The 15,674-nt window shown below is 48.0% G+C and carries 16 protein-coding genes and 1 riboswitch; of the genes, 10 read left to right on the top strand and 6 right to left on the bottom strand.

From position 1 onward, the window contains the following. Nucleotides 1–178: 178 nt before the first annotated feature. Both BLW49_RS16910 and BLW49_RS16905 read right to left on the bottom strand, forming a co-directional pair. Nucleotides 179–541: a hypothetical protein gene (locus BLW49_RS16910; RefSeq protein WP_090725704.1), complete on the bottom strand. Its 363-nt coding sequence runs from the start codon at nt 539–541 to the stop codon at nt 179–181. Nucleotides 542–655: 114 nt separating this feature from the next. Continuing rightward, the gene (locus BLW49_RS16905; protein WP_090725702.1) at nt 656–3,022 is read right to left on the bottom strand and encodes a UvrD-helicase domain-containing protein; all 2,367 of its coding nucleotides are present in this window, start codon (nt 3,020–3,022) and stop codon (nt 656–658) included. A gap of 402 nt (nt 3,023–3,424) precedes the next feature. Between BLW49_RS16905 and BLW49_RS16900 the strand changes: the two genes are divergently transcribed. Further along, entirely contained in the window at nt 3,425–4,177 is a 753-nt protein-coding gene (locus BLW49_RS16900) for a zinc ribbon domain-containing protein (protein ID WP_076314782.1), read from the top strand. Nucleotides 4,178–4,224: 47 nt separating this feature from the next. Continuing rightward, complete coding sequence (locus BLW49_RS16895; protein WP_090725700.1) at nt 4,225–5,010, top strand: TrmB family transcriptional regulator; 786 nt, start codon at nt 4,225–4,227, stop codon at nt 5,008–5,010. 94 nt (nt 5,011–5,104) lie between these two features. On the opposite strand, the gene BLW49_RS16890 is transcribed toward BLW49_RS16895, so the two are convergent. Further along, nucleotides 5,105–5,737: an NUDIX hydrolase gene (locus tag BLW49_RS16890; RefSeq protein ID WP_076314780.1), complete on the bottom strand. Its 633-nt coding sequence runs from the start codon at nt 5,735–5,737 to the stop codon at nt 5,105–5,107. A 131-nt stretch (nt 5,738–5,868) separates the two neighbouring features. Between BLW49_RS16890 and BLW49_RS16885 the strand changes: the two genes are divergently transcribed. After that, the gene (locus BLW49_RS16885) at nt 5,869–6,156 is read left to right on the top strand and encodes a hypothetical protein (RefSeq protein WP_090725699.1); all 288 of its coding nucleotides are present in this window, start codon (nt 5,869–5,871) and stop codon (nt 6,154–6,156) included. On the opposite strand, the gene mscL is transcribed toward BLW49_RS16885, so the two are convergent. Further along, nucleotides 6,153–6,638, bottom strand: coding sequence for a large-conductance mechanosensitive channel protein MscL (gene mscL / locus BLW49_RS16880; protein WP_090725697.1), 486 nt, complete (start codon nt 6,636–6,638; stop codon nt 6,153–6,155). The two genes, BLW49_RS16885 and mscL, sit on opposite strands and share 4 nt — an antisense overlap. A gap of 209 nt (nt 6,639–6,847) precedes the next feature. Then, nucleotides 6,848–6,948, top strand: a riboswitch (purine riboswitch). 187 nt (nt 6,949–7,135) lie between these two features. On the opposite strand from mscL, the gene BLW49_RS16875 reads away from it, so the two are divergent. Further along, complete coding sequence (locus BLW49_RS16875) at nt 7,136–7,723, top strand: xanthine phosphoribosyltransferase (RefSeq protein ID WP_047911485.1); 588 nt, start codon at nt 7,136–7,138, stop codon at nt 7,721–7,723. Further along, a complete protein-coding gene (locus tag BLW49_RS16870; RefSeq protein ID WP_090725696.1) occupies nt 7,723–9,069 on the top strand; it encodes a nucleobase:cation symporter-2 family protein in 1,347 nt (448 codons plus the stop codon). Before BLW49_RS16875 ends, BLW49_RS16870 begins: the two co-directional genes overlap by 1 nt. A gap of 130 nt (nt 9,070–9,199) precedes the next feature. Here the strand turns inward: BLW49_RS16870 and BLW49_RS16865 are convergent, their stop codons facing one another. Further along, on the bottom strand, nt 9,200–9,538 hold the full coding sequence (locus BLW49_RS16865; protein WP_076314775.1) for a DUF4870 domain-containing protein: 339 nt from the start codon (nt 9,536–9,538) through the stop codon (nt 9,200–9,202). Nucleotides 9,539–9,669: 131 nt separating this feature from the next. Next, nucleotides 9,670–9,948, bottom strand: coding sequence for a hypothetical protein (locus BLW49_RS16860; protein ID WP_047911488.1), 279 nt, complete (start codon nt 9,946–9,948; stop codon nt 9,670–9,672). Between the two features lie 488 nt (nt 9,949–10,436). On the opposite strand from BLW49_RS16860, the gene BLW49_RS16855 reads away from it, so the two are divergent. From BLW49_RS16855 to BLW49_RS16835, 5 genes are all read left to right on the top strand, one after another. Further along, complete coding sequence (locus BLW49_RS16855) at nt 10,437–10,625, top strand: hypothetical protein (protein WP_047911489.1); 189 nt, start codon at nt 10,437–10,439, stop codon at nt 10,623–10,625. 164 nt (nt 10,626–10,789) lie between these two features. Beyond that, nucleotides 10,790–11,539 carry a type I methionyl aminopeptidase gene (map, locus tag BLW49_RS16850; protein ID WP_090725694.1) on the top strand — a complete coding sequence of 250 codons (750 nt, stop codon included), beginning with the start codon at nt 10,790–10,792 and terminating at the stop codon, nt 11,537–11,539. A 538-nt stretch (nt 11,540–12,077) separates the two neighbouring features. Beyond that, nucleotides 12,078–13,142, top strand: a complete 1,065-nt coding sequence (gene coxB, locus BLW49_RS16845; RefSeq protein WP_076314773.1) for a cytochrome c oxidase subunit II — start codon at nt 12,078–12,080, stop codon at nt 13,140–13,142. Between the two features lie 56 nt (nt 13,143–13,198). Then, the gene (gene ctaD, locus BLW49_RS16840; RefSeq protein WP_371264578.1) at nt 13,199–15,049 is read left to right on the top strand and encodes a cytochrome c oxidase subunit I; all 1,851 of its coding nucleotides are present in this window, start codon (nt 13,199–13,201) and stop codon (nt 15,047–15,049) included. Then, a complete protein-coding gene (locus BLW49_RS16835; RefSeq protein ID WP_047911493.1) occupies nt 15,046–15,672 on the top strand; it encodes a cytochrome (ubi)quinol oxidase subunit III in 627 nt (208 codons plus the stop codon). The genes ctaD and BLW49_RS16835 overlap by 4 nt, the downstream gene beginning before the upstream one ends. Nucleotides 15,673–15,674: the final 2 nt, after the last annotated feature.

Below are 15,674 nucleotides of genomic sequence, written 5' to 3'. Positions count from 1 at the left end.
TTTGGTGTTAGCTTGAAGCGGTTACTTTTAAATATTACGAAAAATCGTTGAATAGAACTGTTGAAGGGTTCATGTCAGGTTATTTTTGCTTAAATACGAAAAGACCAAATTCGTTGATGCGAATTTGGTCTTTTCGTAAGATGAAGCCTTCGTTACGTCGCTTCATTTCTTATCGAGTTTACTTGTTCATGGGTGAATTCTCATAGCCTCTATTGTTATAGTCGGTATGTTCTAGCTTGTCCAAGATCCGAAGATTACGGATCTCGGCACGGGTGTCATCGGTTCCTGCGTCGTAGATGAACTGATACAATTCTTTTAATTGACCTGTAAACTCATCGTTTGCATCATCGTGATCGGCTGATTTGTAAGGCACAGGGGTCCGCTGCAACGTGTATCTGTCCTCTTGATCCATGGCCCTGAGCATATCCTGAAGAATACTTAGCTGTTCATCATCTAAGTGGACTTCATAATCACTCGATTCAGAGGAATCTTGATGAATCAACTTTTGAGTGATGGATACATAATAGGTTTGTTTTCCCATTGGAGCACCTCCTCTTAAGCTGCCTGCGGCATACTCAAATTTAATTTATTCTATAAATTCGCGTAACGCAGCGCTTATGAGTTCTTACACGGTTTTCTCCATGAATGAATCATTTCATCTGTAATGCTTGGGTATGGCAGGGACCTCGCGCATTGATTTCTCCATCGCCGACTTGCACAGCGGACAGGACGGTGGTTTGTTAGACGGCGTACTCGTACCTTGAGCGGGATGCTGTCTAATCCAGGCAGGACAGGAGCTGGAAGTGCAGGACCATACAGGCACCGTTTCCATCCGCTGATGTGAAGATCGATCGGAGCGGCTGTGCTGCTCCTTCTCTTTGGAACGGGAATGGTCCTTTGTATAGGCTTTGCGCTCGCTCACAGGCCCTCGCTGTTCCTGCGAATCTTTGATACCGAACGCCTCCAGCAGAAATCTGGACACCGGGGCCGGCTTGCCGTGCTGACTTGCCGGTGATGTGATATACAGCTGCTTCTTGGCTCTTGTGACCGCAACATAGGCGAGTCTGCGCTCCTCTTCAAGCAGAGCCTCCTCGACTTCCGTGCTGGAAGCACCTGCATTCAGAGCTGCCTTTCGATCCTCGGGTGCTTCCTTTGTGAGCGCAGAGCTGTGCGGCAGGATCCCTTCACTTGCTCCAATTAAGTAGACGATAGGGAACTCAAGTCCTTTTGCCCGATGAATCGTCATGAGCTGAACGGCGTCACTGTCACTTGCTGCCTGCAGGCTTTCCATTTCCTTATGCCGTCTTGTAAGCTCATCTGCAAAAGCCACAAAGCTCTCCACCGTTTCAAAACGCTTAACTGCCGCTTCAAGCTCATCGAGTGTTTCAAGAATCGTCTCACGATAATGGGTGTAGATGCTTGGATCTCCACTTTCCATATAGGAATCGTAGAATTGTCTTCTCATCTCCTGAATGGCAGCAAGCGGCGTCATGGACTTCAGCATCTTAATCAGTTTGATACGTTCCTTCACTGCCTCCTGCTGAAACGGCTTCAGCTGTTCCCAACGGGTAAAATGGATCAATGGATACTTCTTCGGCTGCTGCTTCTCCTGCTGATCCAGATAGAGCAGACCCGCGTCCCTGGAAATGTAGAGAGGACCCAGTGTACTGGGAATAGCCTCAAAATTCCGCGGATTGAGAGACAGCCTGAGATGATCCATCAGCGGCTTGACCAAGCTCTGATCGTAGAACACCGGTCCTGCACCGTGCTGTATAAACGGAACGTCCTTCAGTACAAGCTGTTCAAAAATCGCGCGGCTGCTGCTCGCCGTTCGATGCAGAATGGCGATATCCTTATAAGAATGCTGTCCGTTCTCAATCTGCTCCTGCAGATGACCTACGATCCAGGCGGCTTCCTCTTCTACACCGGAAGGAGTTGCATACAAGGGCTGTGAGCCTTGCTTGCCGGCAGAAACAAGCCGTTTATATCTGCGTTTCTTATTATGCTTAATGATCTCGGTACCCAGCCCCAGGATGTGGGCGTCAGAGCGATAATTAATGTCGAGCGTAATGACCGATGCGCCGGGGTACAGCTTGTCGAATTCCAGTATGACCTCTTGTTTAGCCCCGTTGAAGGTGTAGATCGTCTGGTCATCATCTCCTACGACCATCAAATTCCGATGCGCTGCGGCCAGCTTGCGTACAATTTCGTACTGTAATCCGTTCGTATCCTGAAATTCATCCACCATAATATATTGAAAGCGCTGCTGAAGCGGGCGAAGGATGTGAGGGTCAGACAGCAGCCGGTTCGCATGAAGCAGGATGTCGTCAAAATCCATTTTGTGACGTTCCTTCTTCCATGCTTCATAGCCGAGCAGTATTTGCTTGGTCTCCCGCTCCTCACGGCTTGCGTCCGGCAGCTCATCCGCGGTTTTTCCCTCCATCTTCCAGGCGGATAGGGAGGAGAGCAGGCTCTCGGGCTGAAAGGCATCACTGAGTCCGTGCTTGCGCTGAATCATCTTAATGATCGTATGCTGGGCTTTGGTATCGCCAAAAATATCTTCGGTCATGCCATAGTGGCGCAGCAGCATCAGTGCAAAGGAATGAAATGTCCGTGCCTGGACCGCACGGGCGGCCGCCGGACGAATACCGGGAATGGCCGCAATTCTTGATTTCATCTCGCCGGCTGCCTTGCTCGTAAACGTGACGAGCAGTATACTACCGGCCGGGACATTAGCGACCTGGATAAGATAGCCTGTCCGGGAAGTCAGTACCGTGGTCTTGCCGCAGCCTGCGCCAGCAAGTGTCAGGAGCGGCCCCTTGCCGTGTCGTACGGCCTTGATCTGAGGAGCATTCAGCAGAATACCTGCCTGCTCAAGTGACCTGAAGAAGTAAGCATCCTTCTCTCTGTCAGACACAAGCTCAATACTTGTCTGATCAGGCGCAGGTTTGGCTTGAGGAAATCTCGAATTTCCGGTAACACCCAGCGGACGCAGATGAAAAATGGGGTTCACACTATACATAAAAACCGTACACCTCATCTAATTTTAAAGTAAATCATTGCCCTTTTCACAAGAGGGCTGTAAATTTGGTATGATAGAGTCACCTTAGCTACTGCAGCAGTGCTAAGGTGCATCATAGCACGATTCTAATCATGTCTGAGCCATCACAAAATGGAAGCAAATAAGTATAAACAAACCGCTCTCTATTATACCTAAATGAACAGACTTCTGCGAAGTATACGGTATAATTTAACGGCAGGTGAATCATTTTCATATTCTTTAGCTGCTCCAATCAAGGTTAACGGGTTATGAAATTGATTCAGGTTTTATCTTTTTGGGTCTTGGCTAAGTAATGAGTGAAGGCTTAGCTGTTAAGTGAATTAACTTTCAGCTTGTCATGGGAAAGAGGAGGAAGAACCTGAGATGAATTTTTTACAGCGAATTAAAGACGGGGCAGGCCGTGCAACGGAGAAGGCACAGCATGCCGTGGAAATCAACAAACTAAACTCACAAATTGCGAATATCAAACACGAAATGTCGGTGAATTATACAGAAATGGGCCGTATCTTCTACGAGGGTTACCGTGCTCAAGACATGTCGATCGCTGAACAGAGAATGATGGAGCTGTCAGAAGCATGTGACGAGCTGCAGGAAGAGATCAATGAGCTTCGTGAGAAGATCGCAGTACTGAAGAACGAACGGGTCTGTGTATGTGGACATGTATCTGATCTGGATGCCAATTTCTGTCCGAAATGCGGTCGTCCGTTGACACCTGCGAACTCTGAGACTTATACGAGTCCGGCTAAACCGGAAGCTGCGGCAGCAGAAGAGGTTGTAGCTGAAGAGGAGAAGGAGGAACTCTTCCCTGATCTATTGCTCGATGATGATGTGCTGCCACCGGATGAGGAAGACTACGATCTGAAGGATTTCCTCCCTGAAGAGAAGGAAGAGTTTGACGCGGAGTGGGAACGCAGACGTCAAGAGGAACTGCAGCGGGAGCGGGAGAGACAGCAGGAGCTGGACGAGCGAATCCGTTACTGGAAAGAGAACAATGAGCACATGGAGGCGCCTGTCAAAGCAGAGGTGCCGAGAGATAGCGTCAAATGTCAAATTTGCGCCTCTGAGCTGCCAAAAGGATCGAAATGGTGTCCGCATTGTGGTGCAGAGCAGATCTAACGATAAGGTACGCATAGGTTCCTTAACAGCATGGGAGGACAGTGACGATGGAGCAGCTGCTTGCGCATCTTAAGAATCTGGGCTTTACAGAGATGGAATCCAAAATTATGGTTGATCTGTCCCGCCAGGGGGCTTCATCAGGCTATGAGGTAGCTAAGCGTCTTGGCGCTTCACGTTCGAACATATATGCGATGCTCCAGCGCTTGAATGCGGAAGGCTATCTTCATTGCAGCAAGGGGGAGCCGGCTAGATACAGCATGCTTACACCGGAAGAGCTGACAAGCAAGATTTCGGACAATGTGAGACAGTCCCTTCATTTCGTTGAAAGATCCTTGCCAAGACATCATCCGGGATCTCCGAACTTCTATAACATGGAGGGAGACCGCCAGGTGCTGGACACCTTATTGGTTCGGGTTGCTCAGGCAGAGAAGGAGATCGTCATAGATATGTGTGCAGAGGAGGCGGCGCTGTTCCACGAGGAGCTGAGAGCTGCAGAGGAACGGGGCGTTAGGCTGCTCTGGTCTTACGATGCTGATTCAGGGGAGCAGTATTCCATGCTCCCTTGGGATCCCTTTGAGCCCTCGGCCGAGTTATGCGGACGGAAGTTTTCTTTTGTCATTGACCGGCAATGGTGCATGCTGGGACTTCGAGGGGAAGAATGCATGACACAGGCACTCGTCACGGAGCATCCACTGATGGTCAAGCTGCTGCTGGAGTACTTTGCGCAGGAGTTGATTTTGTACGAATTAGAAGAAGATATGGGTGAGGAGCTGGAGAGACGTTATGGCCGGCGCTTCGAGCATATGATGAACAAATATGTTGTAGAGAGGTAACACTGTACTGTATGTAGGTTACAGGTTCTCTGCCCGCAGATGGTTTGCCTTGGTGCACCATCACGGCAGAGAACCTTTTTTTATGTCCCTGCGTCTATAGCTGCTGTAACTTTTGGAAGGCAGAAACGTAGTAGGAATAAGGGCGGGCAACAAATTGTCCTGGACGAATAGGCTCTGTAACCTTGGTATAATGGCCGTCTTCTTCATGATAGAGGATGCCGGTTGCTGTTATGTTGCTTGGACCGCCGAGGAACATATCGAGCATCTGCTTAAGATCTGCTTCGTACAATCCTGCAACCTCACTCGCTTGCAGCTTGTATTCTGTCAGCTCCCAAGAACTAAGGCAGCCGTACACATTACTAATCTCTCGATCAATGAAGGGTACGCCGGAAATCTCGCCGCTCATTTCCTCGGTGACTTCGAACAAATGGGTAAGCTGCTCGAATTCGGTACGGAGACCAAGCTCTTCTTCCAGCTCTCTTGCTGCATCCCGAACCGTTTCTCCGGCCGTGAGATGGCCGGCAGCAGTGATATCATAACAAGAGGGAAAGGTATCCTTGCTGCTCGTCCGCTTCTGGAACAGAACCCTTCTACCTTGCGGGGTGTCCCGCACCAGCCAGCAGTGAAAGGATTTGTGCCAGTGGCCTTCGCGGTGAACCTCAGAACGCGGTGCTGTACCGATGTGTGCACCAGATGGATCGTATATATCAAAATGCTCTTCACTCATTTCGGTTGACCTCCAGAGATGTGATATAACATACAATGCGATGATCTTATGTCAGCATCATTACATCTTTTTCAGGGGAATATAATTACAATGAAAATGGATGATGAGATAGAAAGGAGCTTATAAAAACGATGGAATGCATTGTGAAATTTCAAATAATCTACAAAAAAGATGAGCCTAAACCGTTAAGAGGGCTTCTGCTCATGGATAATAATACGCCTCCCGGACCGGAGCAGCTTATCCCGATGTTTAAACGCTTGGGTTATGAAGTGGTCACCGAGAATCCCGACGACCTGACCTTCAAGCCGGTGAATCCTGGCGCAGATTACATCAGACTTCGTGTGACCGAGCTTGATACAGGTGAAGAAGTCTACAGGGAAGATGCGAACCTGCGCAGAATTCTGGAGAATCTTCTCTAGGAAGATCTCTCCACTTCCAGCACAGAGGTGCAGTGAGCGCAGCGCGTAGCGGCAAGCGGGATGTCCGAGAGACAGTAAGGACAAGCCTTCGTTGTCAGCTCTGGCTGTGCGGGCTCCTCTTTTTTGCGTTTCAGTCGATTAATCCCTTTAATGAACAGGAAGATACAGAATGCCACGATCAGAAAGTCCAGTACGACATTGATAAATTGTCCATACTTCAGCACTGGGATGGCGTCTGCTTCAGCCATGGCGAGTGTCGTGTACTTGCTGCCTTCTGAAGTCAGCACCCCTCGCTCCAGCGGAATGAACAATTGCTCGAAGCTCTTGTTCCCCATCAGAAGTCCGATTGGCGGCATGAGGATGTCATTGACGAACGAGGTTACAATTTTGCCGAATGCCCCCCCGATAATGACTCCGACAGCCAGATCAATGACGTTGCCGCGAACGGCAAACTCCTTGAATTCATTCAATATTTTCTTCATATCAACTCTCCTAACCTGTGCTCTATATACCGTCAGAGCAAGAACCTTCCCCTCCATTTAAACATTAGGCTTGGCCCTTTGAAAAGATCTTTGGAAAAGTTTCTTGAAAATAACACTTTATTTTGCAACATTAATTCGTTATACTTCTAACATTGTTCTAACATAGGCGAGGGAGTACACCGATAAGGTAATTTGCTCCTTTGCTCATGTCGTGAAATATACAATTAACTCGTATATGTGCTGGAATGGGCCGGCATGTCTCTACCCGATCACCGGAAATGATTGGACTACGGGAGGAATATGAAGAATGCAACAAAATTTGAAGGCCTCTGCTATACTGCTGCATGTGAGCTTGAAATCTTTACTGCATCTTTATTCTAACCAGTACCTGTTCTAATCCATCCGTGTTTTCGGCGGTTGATTTGGAATGGGTTATTTGCATTTTGCCGGGTCAGGCTCAAATTTAAGAAATATCCATACAGGAGGAGAGATACCACTTGAAGCTGCTAAAGGAAAAAGTGATAAACGAAGGGATTGTGTTGTCAGATCAGGTACTGAAGGTGGATTCATTCCTGAACCATCAGATGGACCCGATTCTAATGAAGGAAGTCGGCCGCGAGTTTGTCAGACGGTTTGAGGGAGAGGATATTAATCGTGTGCTCACCATTGAATCCTCCGGGATTGCGCCTGGCATTATGACTGCACTTGAGCTGGAAGCGCCGCTGATCTTTGCCCGCAAGCAGAAGTCTTTGACCCTGCGTGATGATATTTTTGTAGAGAAGGTTTATTCCTTCACCAAGCAGGAGTCTAACGAAATTACGGTGGCTAAGAAGTTTATGAAGCCGGGCGACCGCGTACTTATTATTGATGATTTCCTTGCGAATGGGGAAGCGGCGTTTGGTCTTGCGCGGATTGTTGAGCAGGCAGGTGCTGAGGTTGTCGGTATCGGTATCGTAATTGAAAAAGCGTTCCAGCCTGGCGGTCGTCTGCTTCAAGAGAAAGGCTACCGTGTTGAATCACTGGTGCGAATTGCATCACTTGAGAATGGACAAGTTACATTTGCAGATGAAGAGGATGGAATCTAATGTCACGTGAACGTATATTTAACCGTAATCGTCACCCTTTAAAAACATTTTCGCTAGGCATTCAGCACGTCTTGGCTATGTATGCGGGAGCTGTCATCGTTCCCCTGATCGTCGGTGGACCGAGCGGTCTGAATCTGCCTCCAGATCAAATCACCTATCTGATTGCAATTGACCTGCTGGCCTGTGGTCTGGCAACACTGCTGCAAGTATGGGGCGGCAAATATTTCGGTATCGGCCTTCCCGTAATGCTCGGCTGTGCCTTCCAGGCGGTTTCGCCGATGATTCTAATCGGTAATCAATATGGTGTTAGCGCCATTTATGGTGCGATTATCGCCTCTGGTCTGTTCGTCATGATCTTTGGCGGATTGTTCGGCAAGCTGATTCGTTTCTTCCCGCCGGTCGTTACAGGCTCGGTCGTCACCATTATTGGTCTCACACTTATTCCGGTTGCGTTAAACGATCTTGGCGGCGGTAATGGGGCTGCGGATTTCGGCGATCCTGTGAATCTGCTGCTGGGCTTTGGTGTACTATTATTCATTATTGTCTTGAACCGTTTAACAAAGGGATTTATCCAGTCGATTTCGATCCTGCTCGGTCTTGTTGCCGGCACATTGGTTGCAGGACTGTTCTTCGGTAAAGTAGACTTGTCTCCAATGCTTGAAGCAAGCTGGTTCCGTGCACCTGAACCGTTCCATTTTGGAACGCCTACCTTTAACCTGTCTGCTATTCTGACGATGATCCTGGTTGCGATCGTCAGTATCGCGGAATCAACAGGGGTATTTATGGCTCTGGGCAAAATTTTGAACAAAGAAATTGACTCCAAGGACCTGTCCAGAGGATACAGAGCAGAAGGGCTTGCGATTGTGGTTGGTGGGATCTTTAACTCCTTCCCGTATACAACGTACTCCCAGAACGTTGGTCTGCTCCAAATGAGCCGTGTGAAGACACGGGACGTTATCGCTGTAGCCGGTCTGCTGCTCATTCTGATCGGATTTGTTCCCAAGATTGCAGCAACGGCTCAGATGATTCCTCCTGCCGTGCTTGGCGGCGCTACCGTAGCCTTGTTTGGGATGGTCGTATCCTCTGGTATCCGGATGCTGGCCGATCAGGTAGACTTTAACCGATACGAGAATCTGCTTATTATTGCAGTGTCCGTAGGGATGGGTCTCGGCGTTACGGTTGTACCGAATCTGTTCTCACAGCTTCCTTCCGAGATCGGTATTTTGCTGAATAACGGAATTGTGGTCGGCAGCTTTACTGCGATTTTGCTGAATCTGATTTTTAACGGATTGGGTCCCAAACCGCAGAAAAAGGCTGAACTGGACACGACAACTGAATCCGTCTAATTTTTTCATAATTCTAGCCGCTGGTTATCCTGTTTGAGGGTCATCAGCGGTTTTTTTGTGTGCTATGAAGCTTGCAAGGGGCAGGCAGGCGGCAAAGTATATTTGCCAGCTGCTCTGTTCATGAGTGAGATTACAGCTTGCGCATCTGCTTCTCAGCAAGGTCGCCTACTAGAGGAAGCTTGAGCCACTTCCCTTGCAGTGTTGCTGCCAGCATAATTACCCATATCGCCACACCAAGCAGTGACAGCAGCGCAGCGAGCAGGGGGCCAAGCAAAGGGATCAAGCCGCTGAGTACATGACCGACGACAATAGCTCCGAAGGCAAACAGGGACTGAAGTGCATGAAACATAACGAAGCGGCTTCGCTTCTCGAGCGCAAGCAGCAATATGGCTCCGATAAAACCGAAGAAGTAGCACAGTGCACCTGCAATATTCTCATCCAGTCCGGTCGATGATTTGAATGGGGACATCAAGTATCCTCCTCCTTTGTCCATCTCTCTTAAGCATCATATGAGAGAGGGGCGTGGAGTTGAACAACCATCAAAATAAAAAAATATCACTCTTCCATGAAGGAACAGTGATATGTATTCTCTAACCAGAATCAGCTTCCGCCTTGAAATTGACGACGCGGGCTTGTTATTTTGCCTTTTTTATTCTCATCGTCCTCTTTGGGAACGAGGCGCTCGTCTGTTCTGCCTTCATGATGATTCTCAAACGCAAACTCCGTCAGCTCCCATTCCGTAGCTCCATGAATCGGGTCCGGCGGAAAATGCTGTCCTCTATGCAGATGTTCCGTCAGTCCGCGTTCATTGGTATATACTCCATCTACCTCAACCTTTTCCCGCGTGATCGGGAGCATGTCCTTATCCTTGCTGCTCATATCAGGAGCCTCCTTGAACTTATTTTATTTAATGAAACATGAATCTTAGGAAGTGCGGCCGCTTATATAAGCGGCTTTAAGCTCTTACTTCAGTAAGTTAGGTTATCCGTTTCGGTGCATAACTATCCGTGTTCACGGCATAATAAATGTATGTAAACGATTGGTATTCAAGACATTGACTGAATCCGAATTAAACATTGGCCGATATATTATGTATGGAGTACGGTATTCAGAATTTGATTTTGATTTTACAAAATTGATATTTCTGGAAAGCTGTACGCAAGCTTTGAATATGATACAATAGAAGTGTGATTCAAAAAGAATCGTTTCGGGTATTTATAATGTCAGGTACCTGTTTAAGTCAGGGATTCCCGGCCTGAAGCTAATTACAGCTGCACACACTTCTTCATGGTATCACTTAGATCTTTTTTTTCTACGGATTCTCTAAACGGAGCATTTACTTTTGAACGTTTTGGGAGGGAGTTATCATGGCAACAAAAGGTCATAATGAGGTCAAAGAAAGTTTACGAGAAATGACTCGGATTTTCAGGCCGAAGGATCCTAAAAAATTCGTGAAGGAGTATGTGAAAAAATACCGGATAACAGGAGGTTACGAAGAGGAGCTTACGCTCGTCGTCGAGCGTGAACTGACAAGACTGAATTCCTCAGTCTCCTGATTCTTCACTTTTGCGTCACTACTGTAATCGAGCATCTGAATATACTGTTCTTATTTGAATAGAACCGCCCGCCTGTGAATGGATGCAGGAGAGGCGGTTTTTTTTGCGCGGGAGTATGCATATACATAGAGTTAGCGCCACAACGGGAAGGGGCTGACCTGTAGATGTCTGTGATCCTGAAGACAAAAGAGGAAATCGGGTACATGCGGGAGGCAGGGAGAATACTGAAGGCTTGTCATCAAAAGATCGAATCCATGCTTACGCCAGGAATAACAACTCAAGCGATTGATAGCTTTGTTGAGGACTTCCTTGCCGAACAGGGCGCAACGCCGGAACAGAAGGGGTATAAAGGCTATCCCTATGCGATATGCGCATCAGTGAATGAAATTGTATGTCATGGCTTCCCTTCCGATACAGCATTAGTCAATGGAGATGTAGTAACCATTGATATGGTAGTCAACAAGGATGGCTGGCTGGCGGATTCCGCATGGACTTATGCGGTAGGGAAGACCGATGCCAAGACCGAGAGATTTCTGAAACGGACGGAAAAGGCAATGCATCAAGGGATTGCCGCAGCGCTGCCGGGCAAGACGGTAGGAGATATCGGTTACGCCATCGAAAAATGCGTGAAGCCTTGGCGCTACGGGATCGTCAAGCCGCTTGTCGGACATGGCATTGGCCGCATCATGCATGAGCAGCCAGACATTTTCCCTTATGGCAAGCCCGGTCAAGGCATCCGGCTTGAAGAGGGGATGGTTATCACAGTAGAGCCTGTTCTAACCATGGGGCCGACAGGTGCCGTCTACTGGGAAGATGACGGCTGGACGATCCGTTCTGCGGATGGCAGCATCGGAGCCCAGTATGAGCATACGGTAGCCATTACAAAGGACGGCCCTCTGCTGCTAACCGTTTGAGTTGAAACAATAGCTTATTCTGTCTAATAATTTATCCGAGATTTTCAGTAAGATACTTCTGGCTTCCTAGTAACCCGCTTCTGTATAGGATCGGGTTTTCTTTTGTGGTAAATGATGGATGGAATTAGAAATGAGATGGCATTTCATATGCTGAGATGGCAAAAAAGAGAGATGCATTCTATAAATAGATTGCTAGTGTTGCCAGCAAATTATTTGCACTAAACTACATAAATCAGTAATCTGCCAAACTTGCTCGAAAGCTCCCGTATTATCCGTAATTTGGAAGAAAACAATGGAATATTGCGCTATTATTCAGTCGTGAAATCGTTAACAAACATAATAATGGCGCGGTTTCTGGGACTTTTTGAACAATTTGTGAACATGTGTCTAAAGATTGACAAAAACAGGGGGTCGACTTATATTTAATAAGTGATTGTATTAATTTACAGGATTACAACAAAGGTACTAGAGCAGGTAGAATACTCGCTTTTTGGAACCAGATGGTAATCAGCGAAATTGGGAAAAGTGGGGTAGATAGGTGATGAAAAGGTGGCGGCACGGAAAAAGAATCCTCCCATTGCTGGCAGCATTCTCATTGTTATTGTCCGCTTGCGGCCGTGAGGATTTGTCTGTATTGAGACCGCAGGGTCCCGTAGCACAAGGGCAGCTTGATCTAATGAAGCTTGCCATAACGATCATGGTCGTCGTACTCCTTGTGGTGTTTGCGATTGCGGCCTTTGTATTGATCAAGTTCCGGCGGAGGCCAGGACAGAATGAAATTCCTGAACAAGTGGAAGGTAATCACAAGCTGGAGATTATATGGACCGTCATTCCTCTCGTGCTTGTCATTATACTGGCTGTTCCAACCGTTCAGCAGCTCTCCGCTTTAGGCAAGGACTACACCAAAGACGAAAACGCCCTTCAGGTTAAAGTGACAGCTCACCAGTACTGGTGGGAATTCAGCTATCCTGATCTCGGTGTGACGACCGCACAAGACCTCATTATTCCAACCGATAAGACGATTTCATTTGTACTTGAAAGTAATGATGTAATTCACTCCTTCTGGGTACCGTCCCTGGCAGGTAAGATTGACACGAACTTTGACGGAACCTTGAACAAATTCCATTTCTCTGCACCGAATGAAGGCGTTTACCGCGGGAAGTGCGCAGAGCTGTGCGGACCATCCCATGCATATATGGAATTCAAGGTTAAGGCTGTCAGCCAAGAGGAATTTGATAATTGGGTGACTGCGATGCAGGCGCCGGCTGTTCTGCCTGAAGATGAGCAGCTTGCCGAGAAATTCAAGTCTGCTTGTCTGAGCTGCCATGCTGTGGGCGATCAAGGCGGTCCGCTAGGTCCGAATCTTACAGGAATCGGCGGCAGGGAATCCATTGCGAGCATGCTTCTGAATGAACGTGAAGGTCAGGAGGGTGCACCTGTAGAGGAGAACCTCAAAGAATGGCTTCATGATCCGCAGGCTATCAAACCGGGCAATGAGATGCCGTCTCCGGCGGAGCTTGGACTGACCACTGAAGAGGTCGATGCAATAGCCGAGTATTTGGCCGATTACAAGCTGGATTATGAAACGAACAGTGCGGATTGAGAAGGAGGTACTTGAACTTGGCTCACGCTCATACGGTTAAACGGTATACAGGAATTATGGATTGGCTGACGACCGTTGACCACAAAAAAATCGCGATTCTTTACTTGGCGGCAGGAGGCTTGTTCTTCGGGATCGGTGGGATTGAAGCCATTCTGATTCGTCTTCAATTAATTATTCCTTACAATGGTATGATGACTACCCAGACATTTAATGAAATGATTACAATGCATGGAACGACAATGATCTTCCTCGGCGTTATGCCGATCATATTCGCACTGATGAATGCGGTGCTTCCACTGCAGATTGGGGCAAGGGACGTTGCGTTTCCTTTTCTGAACTCGCTCGGCTTCTGGACCTTTCTGTTCGGAGGATTGCTGCTTAATCTGAGCTGGTTGATGGGTGGTGCTCCGGACGCAGGTTGGACATCCTATGTCCCGCTCTCAAGCACGGAGTACAGCAGCACACACGGTGTCGATTTCTACACCATCGGTCTCCAGATTGCAGGTCTTGGTACGCTGATCGGGGGCATCAACTTCCTTGCTACGATTATTACGATGCGTGCACCCGGGATGTCTTTTATGAGAATGCCGATGTTTGCCTGGACGACATTTATAACATCCGCCATTATTCTGTTTGCTTTCCCAGCCATTACGGTGGGTCTTGTTCTACTAACCTTTGACCGAATTCTCGGAGCTAACTTCTTCGATGTTGCAGGTGGAGGTAACCCGGTATTATGGCAGCATATTTTCTGGATCTTCGGTCACCCTGAAGTATATATCCTGATTCTGCCGGCATTCGGAATCATTTCCGAAGTTATTCCGACCTTCTCTAGAAAGAGATTGTTCGGTTACAGCTCCATGGTATTTGCAACGATTCTGATTGCGTTCCTTGGCTTCATGGTTTGGGCGCATCACATGTTCACGACAGGAATGGGTACGGTAGCGAATGCCCTGTTCTCGATCTCTACAATGCTGATTGCGGTACCTACGGGGATCAAGATCTTTAACTGGCTGTTTACAATGTGGGGCGGACAAATCCGGTTCACGTCTGCAAATCTGTACGCGATCGGCTTTGTTCCTACCTTTGTCATGGGCGGGGTAACCGGCGTCATGCTCGCCTCTGCACCGGCAGACTTTCAGTTCCATGATACATATTTTGTCGTCGCGCACTTTCACTACGTCATTGTGGGTGGTCTTGTCCTCGGACTGTTCTCCGGTCTGCACTACTGGTGGCCGAAGATGTTCGGTCGTGTACTCGCAGAGGGACTGGGCAAGATTACGTTCTGGATCTTCATTATCGGCTTCCATCTTACGTTCTTCGTTCAGCACTTCCTCGGTCTGATGGGGATGCAGCGCCGGGTTGCAACCTATGCACCGAATCAAGGCTTTGACATGCTGAACCTGATCAGTACGGTTGGTGCACTCATGATGGGTGTAGGCGTCATTTTATTCCTGGTAAATATCGTTAAGACTTCATTGAAGCCTGCTGATGCTGGCAACGATCCTTGGGAGGATGGACGTACACTGGAATGGACGATTCCTTCTCCGCCGCCAGAATATAACTTTAAACAGACTCCGCTTGTACGCGGAATTGATGCTTACTGGAAAGAGAAGATGGCTGGCCATTCAGAGATGACTCCGGCTGAGCCGGTCGGACTGATTCATATGCCTTCGGCGACCATATTACCGTTTCTAATGTCCGTAGGGATATTCATCGCGGGTCTCGGTCTGATGTTTACGAATGATGACTTCGGCAATGCATTTATGAATTTTATGTTCAATAACTATATAGTTGTCATTATTGGTCTGGGGATTACCTTCGGATGTATGATCGTTCGTTCCCTTTATGACGACCATGGATGGCATATCGAGCCTGAGGAACTGGAAGATAAGGGGGCAAAAGCATGACAAACCCACACGCAGAAGCTGTAAATGGTCAGCTGCCTCATGAACCGGAAAAAGCAACGCTAGAGGGCCGCAACAAGATTCTTGGCTTCTGGCTGTTCATGGGTGGAGAAGCGGTTCTGTTCGGTACGCTATTCGCGACCTTCCTTGCGCTTCGCAACCAGACACTGGATGGACCAACAGCAAATGATCTGTTTCATCTTCCCTTGGTTGCAGCGGCAACCTTCACTCTGCTGGTGAGCAGCTTGACGAGCGTATTTGCGATTCAGGCGATGCATAAGCATAACGTCAAAGCGCTCATTAGCTGGCTCGGCGTTACTATTTTGCTAGGACTGGTCTTTCTCGGTATCGAAATTTATGAGTTCTACGAATATGTTGTTCATAAAGAATTTGGTATGACAACGAGCGCATTCAGTTCGGCGTTCTACACGCTGGTCGGCTTTCACGGGGCGCACGTTGCCTTCGGTCTAGGCTGGATCGGACTTCTCATTGGACAGCTGTACAAAAAAGGATTAACGGTCGTAACCGCACCGAAGATTTATGTGTCGGCGATCTACTGGCACTTTATCGATGTGGTCTGGGTCTTCATCTTTACGGTCGTATATCTGCTTGGGAAGGTGGTTTAATC

The sequence above is a fragment of the Paenibacillus sp. PDC88 genome (assembly GCF_900106725.1).
In the GTDB taxonomy this organism is placed as follows: domain Bacteria; phylum Bacillota; class Bacilli; order Paenibacillales; family Paenibacillaceae; genus Paenibacillus; species Paenibacillus shunpengii.
Note: the sequence above shows the minus strand (reverse complement) of the source record. Positions and strands in the feature narration are given on the sequence as shown.

Excerpts from the sequence above, each read along its gene's own strand:
- BLW49_RS16910 (WP_090725704.1), bottom strand. The coding sequence starts at position 541 with ATGGGAAAACAAACCTATTATGTATCCATCACTCAAAAGTTGATTCAT.
- BLW49_RS16905 (WP_090725702.1), bottom strand. The coding sequence starts at position 3,022 with ATGTATAGTGTGAACCCCATTTTTCATCTGCGTCCGCTGGGTGTTACC.
- BLW49_RS16900 (WP_076314782.1), top strand. The coding sequence starts at position 3,425 with ATGAATTTTTTACAGCGAATTAAAGACGGGGCAGGCCGTGCAACGGAG.
- BLW49_RS16895 (WP_090725700.1), top strand. The coding sequence starts at position 4,225 with ATGGAGCAGCTGCTTGCGCATCTTAAGAATCTGGGCTTTACAGAGATG.
- BLW49_RS16890 (WP_076314780.1), bottom strand. The coding sequence starts at position 5,737 with ATGAGTGAAGAGCATTTTGATATATACGATCCATCTGGTGCACACATC.
- BLW49_RS16885 (WP_090725699.1), top strand. The coding sequence starts at position 5,869 with ATGGAATGCATTGTGAAATTTCAAATAATCTACAAAAAAGATGAGCCT.
- mscL (WP_090725697.1), bottom strand. The coding sequence starts at position 6,638 with ATGAAGAAAATATTGAATGAATTCAAGGAGTTTGCCGTTCGCGGCAAC.
- BLW49_RS16870 (WP_090725696.1), top strand. The coding sequence starts at position 7,723 with ATGTCACGTGAACGTATATTTAACCGTAATCGTCACCCTTTAAAAACA.
- BLW49_RS16865 (WP_076314775.1), bottom strand. The coding sequence starts at position 9,538 with ATGTCCCCATTCAAATCATCGACCGGACTGGATGAGAATATTGCAGGT.
- BLW49_RS16860 (WP_047911488.1), bottom strand. The coding sequence starts at position 9,948 with ATGAGCAGCAAGGATAAGGACATGCTCCCGATCACGCGGGAAAAGGTT.
- BLW49_RS16855 (WP_047911489.1), top strand. The coding sequence starts at position 10,437 with ATGGCAACAAAAGGTCATAATGAGGTCAAAGAAAGTTTACGAGAAATG.
- map (WP_090725694.1), top strand. The coding sequence starts at position 10,790 with ATGTCTGTGATCCTGAAGACAAAAGAGGAAATCGGGTACATGCGGGAG.
- ctaD (WP_371264578.1), top strand. The coding sequence starts at position 13,199 with ATGGATTGGCTGACGACCGTTGACCACAAAAAAATCGCGATTCTTTAC.
- BLW49_RS16835 (WP_047911493.1), top strand. The coding sequence starts at position 15,046 with ATGACAAACCCACACGCAGAAGCTGTAAATGGTCAGCTGCCTCATGAA.